The organism is Cerasicoccus maritimus, from assembly GCA_031296935.1.
In the GTDB taxonomy this organism is placed as follows: Bacteria; Verrucomicrobiota; Verrucomicrobiia; order Opitutales; family Cerasicoccaceae; genus Cerasicoccus; species Cerasicoccus maritimus.
On record JAVDPD010000016.1, the window covers coordinates 46438 to 64495 of the forward strand.

General features: G+C 53.7%; 17 protein-coding genes. 11 read left to right on the forward strand and 6 right to left on the reverse strand.

Annotated elements, in window-relative coordinates; genetic code table 11:
- Window positions 1-3: 3 nt before the first annotated feature.
- From RBB62_RS11665 to RBB62_RS11675, 3 genes are read right to left on the reverse strand one after another with little or no spacing between them, the layout of a single operon-like run.
- On the reverse strand, window positions 4-2109 hold the full coding sequence (locus RBB62_RS11665; protein ID WP_309399037.1) for a heparinase II/III domain-containing protein: 2106 nt from the start codon (window positions 2107-2109) through the stop codon (window positions 4-6).
- On the reverse strand, window positions 2081-3937 hold the full coding sequence (locus RBB62_RS11670) for a DUF2264 domain-containing protein (RefSeq protein ID WP_309399038.1): 1857 nt from the start codon (window positions 3935-3937) through the stop codon (window positions 2081-2083). Before RBB62_RS11670 ends, RBB62_RS11665 begins: the two co-directional genes overlap by 29 nt.
- Window positions 3921-4934, reverse strand: coding sequence for a hydroxyacid dehydrogenase (locus tag RBB62_RS11675; RefSeq protein ID WP_309399039.1), 1014 nt, complete (start codon window positions 4932-4934; stop codon window positions 3921-3923). Before RBB62_RS11675 ends, RBB62_RS11670 begins: the two co-directional genes overlap by 17 nt.
- 29 nt (window positions 4935-4963) lie before the next feature.
- Here RBB62_RS11675 and RBB62_RS11680 point away from each other — a divergent pair, with 29 nt between their 5' ends.
- The 3 genes from RBB62_RS11680 to RBB62_RS11690 all read left to right on the forward strand — a co-directional run bounded on the left by RBB62_RS11680 (window position 4964) and on the right by RBB62_RS11690 (window position 8015).
- On the forward strand, window positions 4964-5638 hold the full coding sequence (locus RBB62_RS11680; protein ID WP_309399040.1) for a hypothetical protein: 675 nt from the start codon (window positions 4964-4966) through the stop codon (window positions 5636-5638).
- A gap of 41 nt (window positions 5639-5679) precedes the next feature.
- The gene (locus tag RBB62_RS11685; protein WP_309399041.1) at window positions 5680-6525 is read left to right on the forward strand and encodes a PEP-CTERM sorting domain-containing protein; all 846 of its coding nucleotides are present in this window, start codon (window positions 5680-5682) and stop codon (window positions 6523-6525) included.
- A 107-nt stretch (window positions 6526-6632) separates the two neighbouring features.
- Window positions 6633-8015, forward strand: coding sequence for a polysaccharide lyase 6 family protein (locus tag RBB62_RS11690; protein WP_309399042.1), 1383 nt, complete (start codon window positions 6633-6635; stop codon window positions 8013-8015).
- On the opposite strand, the gene RBB62_RS11695 is transcribed toward RBB62_RS11690, so the two are convergent.
- Window positions 7984-9792, reverse strand: a complete 1809-nt coding sequence (locus RBB62_RS11695; RefSeq protein WP_309399043.1) for a sodium:solute symporter family transporter — start codon at window positions 9790-9792, stop codon at window positions 7984-7986. The genes RBB62_RS11690 and RBB62_RS11695 overlap by 32 nt on opposite strands.
- A gap of 68 nt (window positions 9793-9860) precedes the next feature.
- Here RBB62_RS11695 and RBB62_RS11700 point away from each other — a divergent pair, with 68 nt between their 5' ends.
- The 8 genes from RBB62_RS11700 (at window position 9861) to RBB62_RS11735 (ending at window position 16809) form a co-directional block, all read left to right on the forward strand.
- Window positions 9861-10988: a class I mannose-6-phosphate isomerase gene (locus RBB62_RS11700; protein WP_309399044.1), complete on the forward strand. Its 1128-nt coding sequence runs from the start codon at window positions 9861-9863 to the stop codon at window positions 10986-10988.
- Window positions 10985-12466, forward strand: a complete 1482-nt coding sequence (locus RBB62_RS11705) for a sialate O-acetylesterase (RefSeq protein ID WP_309399045.1) — start codon at window positions 10985-10987, stop codon at window positions 12464-12466. The genes RBB62_RS11700 and RBB62_RS11705 overlap by 4 nt, the downstream gene beginning before the upstream one ends.
- Window positions 12453-13214 carry a type II secretion system protein gene (locus RBB62_RS11710; protein WP_309399046.1) on the forward strand — a complete coding sequence of 254 codons (762 nt, stop codon included), beginning with the start codon at window positions 12453-12455 and terminating at the stop codon, window positions 13212-13214. Before RBB62_RS11705 ends, RBB62_RS11710 begins: the two co-directional genes overlap by 14 nt.
- Window positions 13204-14031, forward strand: coding sequence for a sugar phosphate isomerase/epimerase family protein (locus RBB62_RS11715; RefSeq protein ID WP_309399047.1), 828 nt, complete (start codon window positions 13204-13206; stop codon window positions 14029-14031). The genes RBB62_RS11710 and RBB62_RS11715 overlap by 11 nt, the downstream gene beginning before the upstream one ends.
- An 82-nt stretch (window positions 14032-14113) precedes the next feature.
- A complete protein-coding gene (locus tag RBB62_RS11720; RefSeq protein WP_309399048.1) occupies window positions 14114-14563 on the forward strand; it encodes a phosphoribosyltransferase in 450 nt (149 codons plus the stop codon).
- Window positions 14564-14576: 13 nt separating this feature from the next.
- A complete protein-coding gene (locus tag RBB62_RS11725) occupies window positions 14577-15524 on the forward strand; it encodes an acetamidase/formamidase family protein (protein WP_309399049.1) in 948 nt (315 codons plus the stop codon).
- Entirely contained in the window at window positions 15521-16348 is an 828-nt protein-coding gene (locus RBB62_RS11730; protein ID WP_309399050.1) for a DUF3891 family protein, read from the forward strand. Before RBB62_RS11725 ends, RBB62_RS11730 begins: the two co-directional genes overlap by 4 nt.
- Window positions 16345-16809: a RidA family protein gene (locus RBB62_RS11735; protein WP_309399051.1), complete on the forward strand. Its 465-nt coding sequence runs from the start codon at window positions 16345-16347 to the stop codon at window positions 16807-16809. The genes RBB62_RS11730 and RBB62_RS11735 overlap by 4 nt, the downstream gene beginning before the upstream one ends.
- Here RBB62_RS11735 and RBB62_RS11740 read toward each other — a convergent pair.
- Both RBB62_RS11740 and RBB62_RS11745 read right to left on the reverse strand, forming a co-directional pair.
- Window positions 16806-17570: a creatininase family protein gene (locus RBB62_RS11740; RefSeq protein ID WP_309399052.1), complete on the reverse strand. Its 765-nt coding sequence runs from the start codon at window positions 17568-17570 to the stop codon at window positions 16806-16808. The two genes, RBB62_RS11735 and RBB62_RS11740, sit on opposite strands and share 4 nt — an antisense overlap.
- Window positions 17563-18033, reverse strand: coding sequence for a hypothetical protein (locus RBB62_RS11745; protein WP_309399053.1), 471 nt, complete (start codon window positions 18031-18033; stop codon window positions 17563-17565). The genes RBB62_RS11740 and RBB62_RS11745 overlap by 8 nt, the downstream gene beginning before the upstream one ends.
- Between the last annotated feature and the right edge of the window lie 25 nt (window positions 18034-18058).

Consider the following 18058-nt stretch of genomic DNA (forward strand, 5'->3'; position numbering starts at 1 on the left):
TTGCTACGATTGAGATATCCTGGGCTCATCGGTTGTGAAGTCTATGGTCATTGCTTCGCCGTCTGGCAGAGTGAACTTCACGGAATCCGGTTGGCAACTGAGAATCTCTGGTGGATGGTTATCTCCTTTGCTGGCATAGAGAACGGCATAGATGACTGTGGTGTCGGATGCTTTTTCGGTGGTTGCGGTCAGATGATATTGCGGATCATAGCCTTTACTCAAGTACTTGGGGTCGACGGGGGTTGCGAATTGGTTGGAAATGCTGATGTCCAGCGTATTTCCGGGGGATGCCATTGTCGCCAATAGCTCGGCGTTACCTTGTGTAATCTTTATTGTGCGATTATTAGATTCGGGTTGGTCCACACTGTGTAGCAGCCATTGGACTGACTCAGGCTGCGCGGTGTGGATCACGTCGCGGATAACGATTGCGCCAGATTGAAGCATGATCATATCCCTCTGGGCCAGAGCCAAGTTTTTGAGTTTGGGGTTCGCTCGGTAGGCTTCGGTGGCGTCACCGCGCACCCAGGTTGCGTCTTTGCTGCTCTGGTAGTGGGTGATCTTTCCTATCGCGCTGGCGTCTTGTGCTGGTTGACCTTCACCTCCGATGAGCACGGCGTTTTTAGAAAGTGTCTGGCGGGTGTGTGCTTTGTGATGTGGGCTGCGATGGTACTCGCGGTAGCCGGAATTGATTGCGAGTGGCTCGCCAAAGGCGCTTAGAATGAAGGCATTTTGGTCGGCGTGGCTGTGGCTAAATGAGCCATAGGGGCTACTTTTAAATTGCACGAAAATGTCGTTGTCCGGGTTGCCGAGATCGGTGTGGATCGCGACCCACCCAATGCTTTCCAGGTATTTGCTGTGGGGGAGCTCACTGAGGTTTTGAGGCGTGGGCAATGGCCTGTCGTTCACGAGAAAATCGCGTAGCAAGTATTCGATTGGCGTGGGGTATTTGCGCCAGAGCTTGAATTCGAGTTCTTCCTCGGGCAGGGCTCTTCGGTCCACATATTGGTCGGCGTAGGCGCGGAGATAGCCGTCTTGGTAGACCTTGGCGCCGTGCATGATGAAGTCGCGAATGCCGGGCTCCATACCGATTACGCCAGCGACTGGAGTATCGCCAAAAGCGGTTGAGCGCCAAGGCGTCAAGAAATACACAGGGAAATAGAATGTGTTTTTCCAAAAGGGTTGGGCATAGGCTTCGGGCGCATTGATCAGCAGTAGCGCATCTTGAAACGATGCATGCTCAATGACACCGCGCCAGTAGGCCATGCCTTCGGCCCAGCCGCCATCGTCGCCGCCCCAGGGAGAAAAGCGGTTTTCATAAAACTCATAGGCAAATGCAAACCAGTCTCGTGCTTCGGGTAAGTCGTCCCACAGGGCCAAGCCCATCATGCCCAGCATAGGTATGAATCGCACGGGGTGGCTGGAGGGTTCTACGGCGAGAGAATTGCGAACGAGTTGGCCTGTGCGTTTGCGTAATATGTGGTCGAAGCTCGTTTGCCCGCGCCTTTGTAGCATGGCCAGCACTTTGCTTTTTTCTTCTGGGCTAAGATGGTCGCGAATCTGGTCATAAACTTCTGGCATGAGTCGCAAGAGGCGGAAGTTGGTCTCGTCGTTGTACTCGATGCCGGTTGTGCCTTCGGCGTCCCATTCGCAGAGTTTGACGAGAAATTCGCGTGCTTTGTCGAGGTAGCATTGCTCGCCGTTTACACGCCAAATGATGGTGGCGGTCGAGGCGATGCCTGCGACGACATTGCAGGTGTCCTGAGCTTGGCGCCAAGAGTCGATTTTGGCGGAAGTGCGCTTCCTGGGATCGCTGTCGCCGAAGGATTCCGGTTCGGCTGGGAAGGGTAGGTTTAAATACTTTTCATCGAACCCTTCTTTGATACGGGCATAGAAGGGTTGGCCCTCTCCGCTGGTGCAATATTCGCGAAACGCGCTTTGCTGGTTGGCTAAAATCCACGTGCGCGGAGCTTCGGCAGGGACTTCGGGTAACTGTGCGGGGCGTGTCCAACGCTCTTGCCCCAAGGCGGGCAGGGTGGCAATTGCGGCAAGGGCGAGCGTTGCGGCTGATTTTCGAAAGGTTTTAAACATGAGTGGGGTTCCAGTCATCATAAAGGGGGTGGGTGAAGAGTAAACTGTTGTTGTTATTGTGGGCCGTCCATTGGCTGGCTTGTGCGCCGGTGGGGCCAAAGTAAATCAGGCAGGCTAGCGTCGATTTGCCTGCCGCTACTGATGCTTCTGTCGCAGGGATCAGGTGATGCTGGCAGAGGGTGTGGCGGCGCTTTGAGCCGACGCAATCCGGCGTGCTAAAGCAGGTTTGGAAGCCATCGATGGTTTGCAGCACCGACGTCGATTGCAGGCCGGTAATTGCAATGCGATCAACTTGATGGTTGTCAGTCGTCACTGTCTTGAAGTCATCAAAGCCCAGTGCAAATCCGCCCTGCTTCAGGGTGCAGGGGGCGCTTGCATGAATGTTGTGGGCCACATACAGCCAGGGACCTCGCCATGCCAGATGCGTTTCGACAGCGACCATTTCGTCAAACGTCTTGTGTCCGAGGGTGTAGGCGCAGCGGGCGAAGTCAGCCCCAAACATAATGGGGTAGGTCAGGTGACGTCCGAGGCGTAGATCGCCAAACTCGGCGACGAGTGAGAGGTCAAGTGGGTGTGGGTTTTCTTGGTCGGGCAGCACGGTGCCTGCGGATGCGCGATAGGCTAGCTTAGACCATTTGGAGGCGAAGTAGCGCAGGTTCATCAAGGCGATTGCAGAGCCTGTATTGATGATTTCGGTGTCGCCGCTAAAGCGCCTAAAAGTCAGCCCGACACTAGCGACCTGTTGGTGGCCATCGGGGTAGGCTTCAGCTTTGGTTGCCGCTTCTGTTTGCCAGAATGGATGCTCGCGAGGCAATAGCAGTAGAGAAAATCCCTTGGCAGCCCAATAGGTGCTGGATACGCAGGAATAAGTTTCGGCGATGGCGGGATTTTCATCCGTCCACCCAATGCTTAGCCAGCCTTCCGGAGTAAGGACATCTTTTTGAAGGAAGAAGTCGAGGTGGTCTTCGGTCAGGCGGCGAACCTGACTGTGGACGGTCGGGCAGCAATCGAGCATGATGGCTGGACCGTAGGGAGCAATGGTTGCGAAGCGGTAGGTTTGGGAACGTCCAAAGTTTGGCACGCCTCCATCTTGGGCAAACAGGTATTGGAAACCGCTGAGGAATTTCTCGGCGCGGTTAGTCCAGTATTCACACTGTTCGGGGTCGTTGTGGCCATAGAATAAGGCCCAGTTAAGCCCGTAGTAGTGAAAGGCGTAGGCGTTGTAATAATCGGCGGAGTCGTTCAAGCCATCGCGAAACCAGCCTCCACCGCGATACATGGTTTGCAGCTCGCGCAGCCAGCTCTGGATGAGGGTTTTGTCGCCTGGGCGTGCGCGTCCTTCCTTGTGTAAAAACTCCAGTGCAAAAATGCCAAAGAACATATGGTTGTTCCAATGCATTGCTACGCTGCGTGTTGATTCCAGCCAATCCAGGACTTTGCTTTGCGTTGCAAAGTCTAGCTTCGACCAGAAGTAAGGGCGTGATATTTCCAGACTCAAAACCAGTAGCCCCATTTCCACGACATGTTGATGAAAATTCGTGGATGGCCCCCAGTAGGCGGGGTGGTCTTGGTCGGCGCCGTTGCGTAAACACTCGCTAAGCTGAGTGCGCCAAAGTGTTGCTTCGGCCGGCATCTCCTCTCCTAAATGGCCAAGGAGCAAGGCGTATAGGTGAAAGGGGCGGGCAAAGCTCTCCAGTCGATCCGCTCGCGCATCGTGGTCTGAGGCGCGACCTTGCAGGCTGAGCATGGCTGCGTCAGGTGCGATGCGCGTCATGAGTGGGCGAAGGAGCTTGAGTGCTCGATCTGTCAGCCAACTGGAAGCTTGGCACTGGTCAGGTGGCGCGATCATAGATTTCAAGGGTCACAATGCTCTCAAGGTCTTCACCGCGCAGGTAGCGCTCGATGTTGGCCAGGCCGTAGGCGCCGGCGGTCTGGCGCTGGTCAACTGTCGGGCCGCCCAGGTGTGGCAGTAGGAGTGCATTCTCCAATTGGCGCAGGGGTGAATCCAGGGGAAGGGGTTCAGTGGTGTAGACGTCCAGTGCTGCGTGGATATGGCCATCGGCCAATACGCGGATCAATGCGTCTTCATCCACTACGGCGCCGCGTCCTATATTTACGAAGAGCCCCCCGTCAGGAATCATGCGCAGCAAGCGCTCGTTAACGATGCCTTCGTTTTCCGGTGTGTACGAGGCGAGCTCAACGATGATGTGATTCTCTGAAAAGAGCTCTTCGAGGCTATCGCATCGACCGACGCCATACTCAGCCAAGCCTTCGTCGGGGACGCTCGGAGAGTAGGTGGTGATTTCAACGCCGAAGGGTTCCAGGAGGTTTACCAGGCAGCGACTGATCGCGCCAAAGCCATGTATGCCGATTTTGCGCCCAAACAAAGACTGTGTGTCGAGGGCATCGGTTTTCCATAAGCCATCGTGGTGCATGGCGTTGTTCCAGTAGCCTGCTCGTCGTAAGCCGGCGATGATGAGCATCAGTCCGCACTCTGCGACTACGTGGCTGATTGAGCGCCCCCAGTTACTAACTATTAGGCCGTTTTCGATCCAAAGTCGTGGGATGAGTTTGCGTACAGATCCAGGAAGGTGGCAAAGGTATTGGACGCCGGATTCCTGAGCCAGGCCAACCTCAGGTGGAAGTGGTGGCGTACGCCATCCAGTGACTAGTATAGTGGGTTTTTGGCGACTGAATGTTGCTGCCCAGCCTTGCTCTGTGACTTCATCTGGAGTCAGGTAATTAAGGTTTGGGGCAATGCTCTCAAGCCTTTTCCAAAGAGGGGCTGGGAGGAAGTCAGCTTTTTCCCACTCGTTCAAAACTACGAGTAAATTTTCCGTTGACATGCCCTATTTAATTTTTATTAATCGCTCCAATGTCAACGAAAAAGCTTACCCCCTTTGTATTGATTTTAACTGCGCTTGCTTCATCGCCCCTTGTTGCCAATGCGGAAAATCTGCTGCAACCAGCAGGATTTGATAGCACACAGCCAGGCAGTGAAATTGGAGAACCGTGGCGGATTCGCACACGTGGCGAGCACACGGCGATCGTGGCGAAGGCTCCAGATGGAGACGCGTCCAAGGACTGGGCTTACATCAAGGATTTGGATGGCGTTGAAAAGGTCTATATGCAGACGGATTTTTCGCCGATCAGCAGTGGTGTTTTATCATTCCGGCTGTTCTTCCCCAATCCAGATGCAACGGTTGGCATTTACTTGCGCAATAGCGAGCTGGATAAAAGCGCGTGCAACATTGTAGAGTTTAAATCTTTAGAGGGGTCTGGAAATATTTATGTAGGCGCGAATGGAAACCGCCAGCGCTTGCCAGTAAAAATTTCCGGTCCCGAGTACATGCAGTTCGATATCGAGTTTTCTGCAACGGATGCTGGTGAAAAAATCGATGTGTATATCATCGATACATCAGGACGACATTTGATTCATAGCACGACGGAGCCAACCGCGCATCCAGTTGATACTGTCATGATTACTACCGATACGAAGACTGAGCTTACCGAGTTTTACGTAGGCCAGCTCGCACTGAATCGTAGCTGAATTCACCCCAACTAAAAAATATCCCTAACCCTCACATATCCATGAAAAAAACACTACTCACCACCTCATTAGCTGGCCTCTTAAGCGTTGGCAGCGTATCTGCACAGATTCTTTTTGTTGAAGACTTTGAAGGTCAAACTCCCGGAGATAAGCCGACTGCGACAGCGGTCCGTCCATCAACGAATTCGGCGACCGTATTTACAGAAGTTGTTGAAAATGCCGCTAACGGAGCGGGTGGTGGCGCCGGTAATGGCGTTGAGTTATTTGACAACGAATCTGGAAGTGGCGGTGCGTTCGTCTTCGAGAATAATTTTGTCGCAGATACAGCAAGCCAACAGTCTGCTGTGCAAGTAAGCTTTGATTTTGCCTGGCAACAAGATTTGGGAGTCACTGGCTCTTACGGTCGTTTTGGCGTCGGGGTTTATGACGCATCAACTGCGGCGACTTTGAATACCAGCGGTAATATCTTTCTGGAAGTTCGCTTTGGCAGTGACGGCATTTTTCGGGTAGTTGGTAGTGGTGGCAGTACGCCTTCAGTGCTGAGTGCCGGCCAAGCATATTCCTTCGATATGTTCATTAACGATTTGGATTCCAGCACCATTGACTATACCGCACCTGGAGGTGGAACGGTAACTCTGGCTGCTAACAGCTTCGCAGTCTATTTGGATGATGTTTTGATTCGCACCGATGGGCTGAAGAACGCAGCATTGTCGGGTGATTCTAACCTTGGGCGCTTCGGCATTGATTCGTTCACGAGCCACACAGGGGTAGATTATACTTTCGATAACTTTGTAGTGAGCACGGTCGTGCCAGAGCCGAGCACTTACGCCCTGATTGCAGGCGTTACGATGCTGGGCCTCGCGCTAGTGCAGCGTCGCCGCAAGTAGCATCTATTTGGGGGAATAATCACACGATTAGGACAAATGCTGTCCGACTGAAGACGAGGGTTCCTCATCAGTCGGGCAGCATTGCTGTATCCACTATTTTGAATGTCATGAAGCTGACCGCCGTTCTTTGTGTCTTGCTCTGTAGTCCTAATTTTCTGCCTGCGGAAATGTATCAGGTAGGATCGACTGATGAGCTGCGACAACTGCTTAAGTCAAAGTCCATTGTGGCTGGTGATGAGATCGTATGGGCTGACGGTGAATACGATCAGGTGGATATCAATCTTTCTGGTGTAAATGGTGAGCCCGGGTATCCCATTGTTCTCCGTGCAGAAACACCGGGTGGCGTTGTTTTTACTGGTGATAGTCGGTTGAGAATTGGCGCTGACCACGCAGTGGTGTCAGGTTTTCATTTTAAGGCGACATGTGGTTCCACTTTGCCTGACAAAGTTATTGCGTTTCGAGGAACTGGTGGTGATTTTGCGAATTTTTCTCGGTTGACAAACGTTGTCATTGAGGAGGCCGATCCGGGGCATCCGGTTTTGAGAAAGTCAAAATGGGTGGTGCTCTATGGGCAGTTTAATCGAGTAGATCACTGTTACTTTTCGGGTAAGCGTTCGCATGATAACTTGATGACTGTTTACCTGGATGAATCCAGTGAGCAACTGCCCGCGTATCATCAAATCGACCACAATTATTTTGCGAATCGTGCAGATGGCGCGCTTGCCGGGGGCACGACGAATGGATGGGAGATCATTCGAATTGGCGACAGTAAGACATCGCTGCAAGAAGCGCTTTGTCGCGTTGAAGCAAATTACTTTGAGCGTTGCAGTGGGGAGATCGAAGTTATTTCCAATAAGTCGGGTAGTAATGTCTACCTTGGTAATGCATTTGTAGAATGTTCAGGGCAGTTGACGTTGCGGCATGGGTTTGGCTGTTTAGTTGTGGATAATGTCTTTATTGGCTCGCCGAAAAATAGCGCGGAAGAAAGTGGCGTGCGCATCGTTGGCCCGGATCATACCGTTGTTGGCAATGCATTTTTGAACTTGGACGGAGAAGGGACGCGTGGCGCGATCGTGCTCACTGAAGGCGTTCGTGATGGATTGATCAACGAATATGAGCCCGTGACCAATGCGTTGATTCGCGCCAATGTGATCATCGATTGCCGGTCGCCGATCGTGGTGGGCGCCTTGCACGGCCGTAAGGCAAAGCATGCGAAAGTGAACGATGTCCCGCCCAGCTCGGTGTCTATTGATGGCAATGTGATCGTTGGTTCGTCACTGGTATTTCAATATTTCGGCGACTCTGCTCCGGGCATTTCATTCAGTAACAATGTGGCATTTACGCCGTTCTCTTCCGTTGAAATTCCTTGGGAGGATGAGGCGTCGAAAGGCTTTGTGGCTTTTCCATTACTTGCAGCGGATGTTGATCGAAAAGGGATTCAAGATCGCGCAGATTTTATTAGGCAGAAGTCTGGTCCTGAGTGGCGCTAGTTGCGGTGGGTGCTTTTACTTTGCTTTGCAAAGTGAATGCCCTGGCTCCACGTTTGAGTAACAGCGCAATTACGATTAGCGAGCCGCCGCAGAAGATGAACGCCAGTCGACCAGTCAAGGGGTTTGGAATCAGCGCCATGATGAGCATGAACCCACCGTAGGCCAGGGCTACGCGGCTAATCAGAGTCACTTGCAGGCTGGGGTCGTCTTGCCCGGCATCGCGATCTCCTTCTTCGACCGGTTGCTCTACATCGGCGAAGAAGGCCTTAACCTCGCTTTCACGTTTGGCGGGTATGTGCTTACTGAGAGCAGTGGCGATGAAGAACCAGCCGACGCCGACGATTAGATTGCTGAAGACGCCAATAATCAGTATCAAGTCGCTCATTTCTCGCGACGTTAAATCACCGCCGATAATTGCGCTAAGGCGTGCCTCCGTAGCGAGCGTCTTTACAGCGAACGAGTTGATGAGCCCAAGTAAAATGGCCGACCAGGCGGCCCAGTCAGGTGAGCGTTTCACGAATACCGCAAGCATGGCCGGGATAATCAACGGCATGGCTACCAGGGTGCCGAACTGCAGCATGATGTCGAACAGTGACATGTCTTTAAGCTGATTCAGGCCAAGCGCGATGACGATGATGAGCGCGCCCAAGGTGATCGTTGTTAGCTTGCCCGCGAGCATGAGTTCTTTCTCGTCTGCCTGGGGGCGACAAACAGAAAAATAAAAGTTGCGCACGAAGATGCCTGCGTTGCGGTTTAGTCCGCTATCCATTGAAGACATGGTGGCGGCAAACATGCCAGACGCCAGCATACCCATCATGCCGACAGGCAGTATTTCCAAACAGATGGCGACGTAGGCGACTTCATCTGGCTTGCTGAGGTTGGGAAAGACGGCTGACATATCGGGGATCATCGTTGCGGCTGCCATCGGTGGAATGAACCAGATGACCGGCCCAATGAAGAAGAGCACCGTCGCCAAAAGCGCTGCCTTCCGAGCTTCCTTGGTGTTTCGCGCGCTCAAATACCGCGAGGAGTCCAGCAGGTTGTTGACGTTGACGACCTGCTTGACCGCAATGGCAATGATCCACACGTAGACAATACTTGAACGAATTTCGAGTCCATTGCTCTTACCCGTTAGTGGAACCGTTTCAAAGAATGCGTCTATGCCGCCTAGTTTTCCGAGCGTAAATACCGCCGCGACAATAGTAATGAGCATGAGCACAACGACCTGAATAAAGTCACTTGCTGACACCGCCCAGGCGCCACCAAACAGACTAACCAGCAATACGGCGGAGCCGGTTAGGATGATCGTTGTATTCACATCGAAACCAAAGACCGCTGCGAAAAAGAGCCCCAGCGCATTCAGCCATATGCCCGCGTAGATCGTGCCTAGCGGAATTTGCAGCCAAGTGAAAACTTGTTCGTTTACTTTGCCGAAGCGGCGACGGATTGCCTCAACTGCGGTGATGACCCGAGCTTGGCGAAACTTGGCGGCAGTTAATAAATAGTTACCCAGAAAGCCCAGGCCATTGGCAAAATATAGGGCCAGGATGATCGCGCCATCTTCATAAGCTTTGGCGGCTGCTCCAGTAAAAGTCCATGCGCTGAACTGTGTCATGAAGGCTGAGCTGCCGGCCATCCACCACAGCATACTGCCGCCACCGCGAAAGTAATCACTGGTGTTGGATACTGCGCGGCGGAACACCCAGCCGATCAGTAGCATGAAGGCGAAATAGGCGCCCAGTACAACGAGGTCGTATGTGGAAAAGGTAGAATTCACGGGGATTTTGTCGCTTGACAGAACGATTTAATAAATATTAAAAACATAGGCGCAAGAGAAAACTACCCATGACCCCTCAAGAAATTTCTATACCGCAGACGCCTCTTTGTCTGAGCGCCAACCGTGTTTGGCGTTCTTACATAGGTGGACGTTTGCTGGATCGTAATGAAGGCAAGGCGAGCCCTGAAGACACTCACTTTCCGGAAGATTGGATTGGCTCTGCCGTGCGAGCGATCAACCCCGTGGAGCATGCCCGGACTGACGAAGGTCTTGCTGTAGTCGATTTGGGGGGCGAGCCGGTTCGGCTGGATGAGCTTCTGTCGGAATTTCCTGAATACTTTTTGGGGCGCGATCATTTTTCCCTGTTTGGTGCGCAGCCTGAATTCTTGGTGAAGTTCATTGATGCGGCGGAGCGTTTGCACTTTCAATGTCATCCCAGCAAAGAGTTTTCGCTTGAAAGATTAAACTCCTGCTATGGGAAGTTCGAGGCTTATTATGTGCTCGATGTCAGGCCCGATGTCCCGCAGGGAGAAGTCTTTGTGGGTTTTCAACGTCCTCCTTCGCGAGAGGCGCTGAAGGCGCTGATCGAGCGTCAGGATATCGATGCGATCCGTGACTGCTTCGATCCAATACCGGTTAAATCTGGCGATGTGGTCATTGTCCCCGGTGGCGTGCCGCACGCTTTGGGTGCTGGGGTCTTGCTGGTGGAGATCCTGGAACCATCAGATTGGGTGGCGCGATTTGAGTTCAAGCGCGGTGAGTTCCTTTTGCCAGAGAAGGATCGTTTTATGGGGCGCAGCTTGGACTTTGCCCTGGATATGTTTGATCTGCGTGAAAAGAGTTTTGAAGACGTGCGCGAGAACTACTTCTGTCGCCCTGAGTTACTTTGCGATGCAAAGCATGCGCGTCGTGAGCGCCTGATTGGGCCTTCGCACACTGATTGTTTTCAAGTTTGCAAAACCACGTGGACGGGACGCGCTCAACGCATCGTTAATTCTTATTGCATCGCGATCGTCGTTAAAGGCGCTTGTCGACTGGCGGGGCCTGATGGTTGGACGCAGGAGTTGGGACTTTACGACCGTGTGTTGATCCCTCATGGCATGGGGCAATTGACCCTTGAGTCGACTGACGAATGTAAGCTGCTTGAGTGCTACCCGCCAACTGCCCAAGTTGAATCCGAAACTTTATCCCTATGAGAACTATCCTATCCCTATCTGTCTTGAGCTGCCTGCTGTGTGTTGGTGCTGAAGCCAAGTTGGTTTTAAACCCGTTGATTGGCGACAATGCCGTTTTCCAGCGTAACGCGCCTATCAAGATTTGGGGCGAGAGTGATGCAGGCGCGACTGTGCATGCAGAATTTTCGGACCAGAAATTGTCAGCGCGCGCCGGAGACAATGGCCAATGGCTGATTGAGTTTCCTGCTCAGGAGGCCGGTGGCCCATATCAGCTCACTGTTCATGCGGGTGACGATACCTTGATTATCGACAAGCTACTCGTTGGCGATGTGTGGGTATGCACCGGGCAGTCCAATATGTATTGGCCCGTTGATCGAACGACTGGTTACAAAGAAAAAATTAAAACTGCGGGCAACGAGAACCTGCGTTTATTCACGGTCAAGCGCGCAGCTGCTGATGAGCCTCTGGCTAGCGTTCAGGGGGCATGGCTGCCTTGTAATCCCTATACGGTTGGGGGCTTCTCCGCAGTTGGGTATTTCTTCGGCAAAGAACTCCAGCCCAAGGCAGACATTCCAATCGGGCTCATCATGTGTACCGTGGGCGGTACTTTGGCCAGCAACTGGACGAGCCGCGAAGTGCTTGAAGCCAACCCTGCTTCACCGCCGTATTTTGAACGCTATGAGCGTGAGCGCGCGGAGTATCCTGCTTTGGTCAAAGCCTACAAGGAAGAGGTGAAAACGAACCCCAAGGCGGAGAAACCGCGTGACCCGAGCAAGCGACAGCCCAGTGGCTACTACAATGCCATGCTGGCGCCGCTTTTTCATTATCCGGTGGCCGGTGTGATTTGGTATCAGGGCGAGTCTGATTCCTGGAAGCATTGGGACTACGACCGATTTCTGCACGACTTGATTGCTGATTGGCGCATGGGTTGGCAGCAGTCGGATATGCCGTTTCTCATCGTTCAACTTGCTGGCTTTGAAGGTAAAAAAGGTGTCGACGAAAACTACCCGGAGATTCGAGAAATCCAGCGTCGCACTTCACAAGAAGCAAACAGCGGACTTGCTTTGGCAATCGATGTCGGTGAGGCGGACGACATCCATCCGCGCAATAAGGAACCGGTTGGCCAGCGTTTGGCGCGCGTTGCATTGGCCAAGGTTTACGGGCACGACATTCCCTTTCATGGGCCTGAGCCCAAACAAGTCATGGCTGATGGCGGTAAGGTCGTGGTTGAATTCGATTCAGGCGGCGGCCAGGTCATTGACAAAGATGGCGGTGATTTGCCTGGTTTTGAAGTGGCCGGCGCCGATGGAATTTTTCATGCCGGTGAGGCTCGCCTTTCGGGCAATACGGTTATAATCTACAGTCCAGACGTTGATCAACCAACCGTCGTGCGTTACGGCTGGACCGGGTTCCCGAAGATTGACCTCTACAACGAGGCTGGTCTGCCCGCTACCCCTTTCAAGGAATCCATCAATGCTCCGAAGAATGAAACACTGTAAGAAAACCTACCCCGGCTTCACACTCATCGAATTGCTAACGGTCGTCGCGATCATTGGCATCCTGGCGGTTATTCTGATCCCCGTTGTTGGCGCGATGCGTTCCAAGGCGCGCATGGCGGAAGGCATCAGTAACCTGCGTAGTATTGGCTCAGCGATCGCTCTCTACAGCGCGGATAACCTGAATTTTTTGCCCTATCCAACCATCAAAAAGAATGACTGGAATGCGGCGCATCCGGACCCGGATGATCAGGTGACGGGCGATCAACAGTGGCATAAGCAACTGCGCGATTACCTGCCGCAGCAAGGGAGTAGTTTGACGTCCAAAGGTCACGAGCTTTTTATCTGCCCGAATGCGGTTTACCATACCTCCAGTGGTGATGAATTCGCCGAAGACGACATGTCTTTAACCTACTCTGCAACGGATGCCATGTGGGGCGTGCAAAATGGCAAGCGCGCGCCTAGTGACGTGCAGCGCAACTTCAACACCATCGCTTCACCGGCCAATACATATCTGTTGGTGGACGCCAAGCAAAATGGCTCAACCTATGCGAGCTGCCGTTCGTCGGTAGTGTGGTCACAGTTCCAGAAGAATGCTTCGTCGAGCTCTGAAGAGTCGACGCCAGATCTAGATTTCCGCCAACCCGGAGAGCTGATGAACGTCCTATTTGCAGATGGGCATACAGGTTCGAAAACACTGGAAGAAGCCAAGAAGATTACCGAGCAACAATGGAGCGGTCGTGAAAACTAAACAACTATTGACGGATGTTTCGCCACTGGCCTGGTGCTTCTCAAGCATGGGCTGTGAAGAGCTGACTTTGCCAGAAATTGCTGACCTCGCACGTCGGCATGGAGTAGGGCAGGTTGAACTCCGCGCTGTCGGTGGCCAAATCGATATCCCCGCGCATGCGGCCGATGCGCATTGGCTGGAGCAGCGCCCTCAGGCGTTTCTGGGGGGCAGTGATGTGTCCATTGCGGGCTTTAATTCCTCGGCAAAAATCTCGCAGTCCTTTGAGGATGCCTCGCGTGAAATCAAAGCCTTTGCGCCGCTCATGGAACACTTCGGGGCGATGAGCTTGCGCGTGTTTGATGGTGTCCTGGACTTTGAACAGGGCATGGATGATGTATGGTTCTGGCTCGATGCCTGGGAGGCGCTGCGCGAGGAGTTTGATTGGTGCTTCAGTCTTGCGATTGAAACCCATGATTCATTGCTCGAACCTGAAGACATCGCCAAGTTTTTTAGTCGTGGGCACCAGCACGTCGGCTTGCTCTGGGACTCGCATCATACTTGGAAAAAAGCTGGCTCCGACCCAATACAGACTTGGCGTGAGGTCCGCCGTTGGACAACGCACATTCATGTAAAGGACAGTATCAGTGAGCCAAGTGCGCGGCATCCCTACACCTACGTTTTGCCGGGTCATGGAGAATTTCCACTGCTGCCGCTACTGAATCAATTGGCGCAGGATGGCTTTGCTGGGCCGGTTAGTTTGGAATGGGAGCGGCTTTGGCATCCATATATGCCGAGTCTCGATGCGGGCTTGGATGCATTGACGGAATTACTCACGTAAACTCTCTCCGTTGAGTGATTCAGGGTTCTTTGCCGGATTATCGTTCGATAACTTCTGGAATGGGAATTGCTGACACGGTTGCGTGCAGAAAGAATACCTATCTTGGGCTGACTTTGGTGAGCTCTTATCTCGTTTAACGGCCGCAGTGGCGGTGATTCATCAGGAACGCCCCCTGGATCGCATTGTTGGAATTAGCCGTGGCGGGCTACCCATTGGCGTGAGTCTTTCCCATCGGCTGGGCGTGCCTTTCACGCCGGTCGAAGTCAAGAGCTACAAGGACGACAACAGTCAGGGCGATATCACGCTGGATACGCCACAGGAGGTCCTGAGCCGCTGCACCGGCCACGTGCTACTGGTCGATGACCTCGCAGACAGCGGTAAGACCACGGACTTCCTCATGAAGCACCTGCACGAGCTGACGAGCCCGGAGATCACCATCGCGACGCTCTACTATAAACGAACCTCAATTGTGAAACCGCAGTGCTTTGTGGAAGAGACGGCCAAGTGGATCGTCTTTCCCTGGGAGGCCTAACTGCGAGCTGACTATGGAACATTTTCTTGATCGCTCAGTGGTGGTGAATCGTTGGAACCGCGACTATCCACCCCGGCTGGCTATTCAGCCGGGCGACACAATCACTTTCGAGATGCGTGACTCCAGCGACGGGCAAGTCCAGCCCGGCATGTCGGCTGAGGATTTTGAGCAAATCGACAAAACACGCATTCACGCGCTGACGGGGCCGGTCTACATTGAAGGTGCTGAGCCGGGTGACCGTCTCGTCTTAGACATTTTGGAATACCAGCACGAGGGCTGGGGTTGGAGCGGGCTGGTTGATGGGCTTGGCCTGCTGGCAGAGGATTTTTCCGGGCCGTATTTGCATACCTGGAAATTGGAAGACGGCGTGACTAAGTCGATGCCCGGGTTGACTATTCCGCTGCGACCGTTTTGCGGAATCATCGGCGTGCAGCCAGCGGAAGTTGGTGAGTTTCGCACCCGGCCTCCGGGCGCCTTTGGCGGTAACCTGGACGTGCGGCATTTGGTCGCGGGCAGTCGCCTGCATTTGCCAGTGCAGGTTCCCGGTGCCGGTCTTTGCGCGGGTGATGCGCATGCGGCGCAAGGCGATGGCGAGGTCTGCCTGAACGGCATGGAAGCGCCGATGACGGTGCGCATGAAAGTCAATTTGCTAAAAGATAGCCCGCTGCCGGGACCTTACCTGGAGTGCCCCGGCGAGCTTGAGCCTAAGGAGTTTGCCGAGCACGGCTACCATGTATTTATCGAGTCGGATGAAGACCCACGCGAAGCGAGCAAACGCGTGGTCCGCCGCGCGATCGATTACCTGGTCAAGCGTTTGGGGATTTCCCGGCAGCAAGCTTACATCACTTGTAGTGTGGTGATTCGGCTCAAGATCAGCCAATTGGTCAACGCGCCAACGATGACCATTTCGGGCTATTTTCCGGAAGCGGTATTTGATGAACGATCGGAGGTTATGCCATGATTCGCATTGAAGAGGAAGACTCCTGGCTGCTGCTGGGGCATTGCGCGCACGCAAACTTGGCGGGAGAGTTTGCCCGCCACTGGAAGAACGAATGCTTTCTGCCGCCCGATCCGTTCGTGCATATTCTCGATGCAGTGTCGCGTCACGATGACAGCTGGGGAGACGTCGATGCCAACCCTGTCCTGACGCCCGAAGGCAACCCCTCAGCTTTCTCGAGTGAGCTCGTGGGAACCTATGATGCGTTCGAGGAAATTGATCTAGACGATTACCTGCGTGTACGCGGTGAGGCGACGGAAAAAGCGGCCGCGCGTGATCCCTATGCAGGCATTCTAATTTCCATGCACACGGTAAACCTGCTGACCGAGCAGGCGGACTTGAGCACGCTGACGCCCGACGAAGCGAAGATTCACTCTGCGTTTATCGACGGCCAACTGAAGCGTCAGCAAGAGCTGATTGTCTTACTCAAGGAAACTGGCTTTGTGGAAAGTGCGTTATCGGAAACCGCGCTACGCCGAGGCTTCGAGTTTTTGCAGGCGTGCGATAGCCTCTCGCTGTTGGTAGGTGTGGATTTTGTCGAGCCTTCGCAGCTTCGCCATGCGCAGCCGATGCGCGATGGGGAGAAGGCGATTATTAAATTTACGCCTCAAGGCAACGGCGTGTTCGAGCTCGATCCATTTCCGCTCGATGAAGTCGGGCTGTCGTTCGAGATCCCCTATGTGCGCGTCCCCAAAACGGCGACCGTAAGTTTAGAAGCATACCAAGCGGCTTACCGAGTCGCAGAACACGTTGCGAAGAAAATAACCTTTATCGCGAAAACCAAATGAGCAGCCCCGAAAGCAAACTCGCAGCGTTGAATATCACCCTGCCGCCGCCGCCTCAGCCCGGCGGAAATTACCTACCGTTTCGACGCGAGGGGAACTTGGTTTTTCTTGCTGGCGTGATCAGCGCTTCGGCAACGGCGGGCGAGTACCTTGGTCAAGTCGGGGACGAGCTCTCACTGGACGATGGCTATCAGGCCGCCAAACTTTGTGCCCTCAATGCGCTCGCAGTGATGAAGTCGATTACCGGTTCGTTGGATGATGTGGAAAAAATTCTTTACGTCGGCGGCTACGTAAATGCGATTCCCGCTTATGGCAAAAGCCCGTCCGTGATCAATGGTGCCTCGGACCTTTTCGTAGAGCTTTTCGGCGAGGATGGGCAGCATGCTCGCGCGGCTGTTGCTGTAGCCGGCTTGCCGAAAAACGCCGCAGTTGAAATTCAGGTAAACCTCAAGTTGAAGGCTTAGCTATCTGCGTCGAGTAGCGATCGGATTTGCCTGTGAAGTAATTCCACAACAGCGCTCAGCCATTGCTCGCCCTCGGATGCGGTGGCCTTGGTTGCGTCGCCCAATGTGCCGCTGGGCGATAAGTCCGCGGTCTTCCAGGCAAAGGTAGCGGGCGCATTTTCTGAAGCAATATTGCCCGCCGGAAAGCGCTCATCCATCCAGTGGCAGTCAGCTTTTTCCATGTCGACTAGCTCCGGCTGGATGGCCAACATCAGCGCCGTCTCATATTGTCCCGCGTGAATGCCAAATCGCTCTTCGCGCGGATTGAGTCCGGTCTTTGGATACGAGGAAAGAATACTGGCCTTGATGGACATTGAATTTTCGATCTCGCAAACCGTTGTGCGTAGGACCGGCGAGTTACCTCCGTGGCTGTTTAAAATTGCGACTCGCCGAAAGCCCCAACGCTCGAGTTGCTTCACCGTTGTCAGCACTTGATTGCGGAGAGAGTTTGCGGAGATCGTCAACGTACCGGGAAAGCCATCGTGTTCATTGCTTTTGCCGACCCAAATCGGTGGTGCGATCCACAATGGATCGTCGTCGGAAAGCTCGCTTAGGATCCGCTGTAGAAAGGCGTTGCCGAGCAGTGAGTCAACGCCCACGGGAAGGTGAGGACCATGTTGTTCGATGGCTGCCGTCGGTAATAAAACGAGCGCATTGGGATCACTCGCCGCCGCGGCTATCTGCGAAGGTGTCATCGACATCAAGTAGCGCTCTTTACTCATCTGAGGACGCCTCCGGTTTGAATGGAGTTATCGGTGGAAACGCCAGCGCTTCGCGGAGCAGTTCCTCTAGTGGCGGATGATTCGCCGTTTCGTTCGGATCGACGAAGAGATTAAACGCCTGCAAATTCGAGTTCACCCGCAGTTCGCGTGCAATCGTGTCGACCCAATCACCGAGCGATTGGTTGGTGTGGATAAACGCAAGCTTCGGCACGTTTGATCGTTGGACTGATGTGGCGATTTCGGCGATGGACTGAGATGCCTGGGAAAGTTCTGCGCCGAATACCACATCGGGAAGGAAATCCGGAACGCGCTGAAAGGTCGGCAATACACGGATGGAGGCATCGGCCGACAGAGAAGAGAGGGCTTCAGTCGCTGTGCTGAGCCGCTGCCAAAGAAAGCGCTCGTCGTGGTCCAATGCGCGATCTGCTTGCGCGATCAGTGGGCAAACGGGTAGGATTGCCATCGCGGGACGCGTTGTTGAGTTCAGC

Bases quoted from the DNA above. Each gene is read 5' to 3' on its own strand.
- RBB62_RS11730 (WP_309399050.1), top strand. From the start codon at position 15,521: ATGATTCGCATTGAAGAGGAAGACTCCTGGCTGCTGCTGGGGCATTGC.
- RBB62_RS11725 (WP_309399049.1), top strand. From the start codon at position 14,577: ATGGAACATTTTCTTGATCGCTCAGTGGTGGTGAATCGTTGGAACCGC.
- RBB62_RS11735 (WP_309399051.1), top strand. From the start codon at position 16,345: ATGAGCAGCCCCGAAAGCAAACTCGCAGCGTTGAATATCACCCTGCCG.
- RBB62_RS11680 (WP_309399040.1), top strand. From the start codon at position 4,964: ATGTCAACGAAAAAGCTTACCCCCTTTGTATTGATTTTAACTGCGCTT.
- RBB62_RS11740 (WP_309399052.1), bottom strand. From the start codon at position 17,570: ATGAGTAAAGAGCGCTACTTGATGTCGATGACACCTTCGCAGATAGCC.
- RBB62_RS11745 (WP_309399053.1), bottom strand. From the start codon at position 18,033: ATGGCAATCCTACCCGTTTGCCCACTGATCGCGCAAGCAGATCGCGCA.
- RBB62_RS11675 (WP_309399039.1), bottom strand. From the start codon at position 4,934: ATGTCAACGGAAAATTTACTCGTAGTTTTGAACGAGTGGGAAAAAGCT.
- RBB62_RS11665 (WP_309399037.1), bottom strand. From the start codon at position 2,109: ATGATGACTGGAACCCCACTCATGTTTAAAACCTTTCGAAAATCAGCC.
- RBB62_RS11700 (WP_309399044.1), top strand. From the start codon at position 9,861: ATGACCCCTCAAGAAATTTCTATACCGCAGACGCCTCTTTGTCTGAGC.
- RBB62_RS11705 (WP_309399045.1), top strand. From the start codon at position 10,985: ATGAGAACTATCCTATCCCTATCTGTCTTGAGCTGCCTGCTGTGTGTT.
- RBB62_RS11710 (WP_309399046.1), top strand. From the start codon at position 12,453: ATGAAACACTGTAAGAAAACCTACCCCGGCTTCACACTCATCGAATTG.
- RBB62_RS11670 (WP_309399038.1), bottom strand. From the start codon at position 3,937: ATGATCGCGCCACCTGACCAGTGCCAAGCTTCCAGTTGGCTGACAGAT.
- RBB62_RS11690 (WP_309399042.1), top strand. From the start codon at position 6,633: ATGAAGCTGACCGCCGTTCTTTGTGTCTTGCTCTGTAGTCCTAATTTT.
- RBB62_RS11685 (WP_309399041.1), top strand. From the start codon at position 5,680: ATGAAAAAAACACTACTCACCACCTCATTAGCTGGCCTCTTAAGCGTT.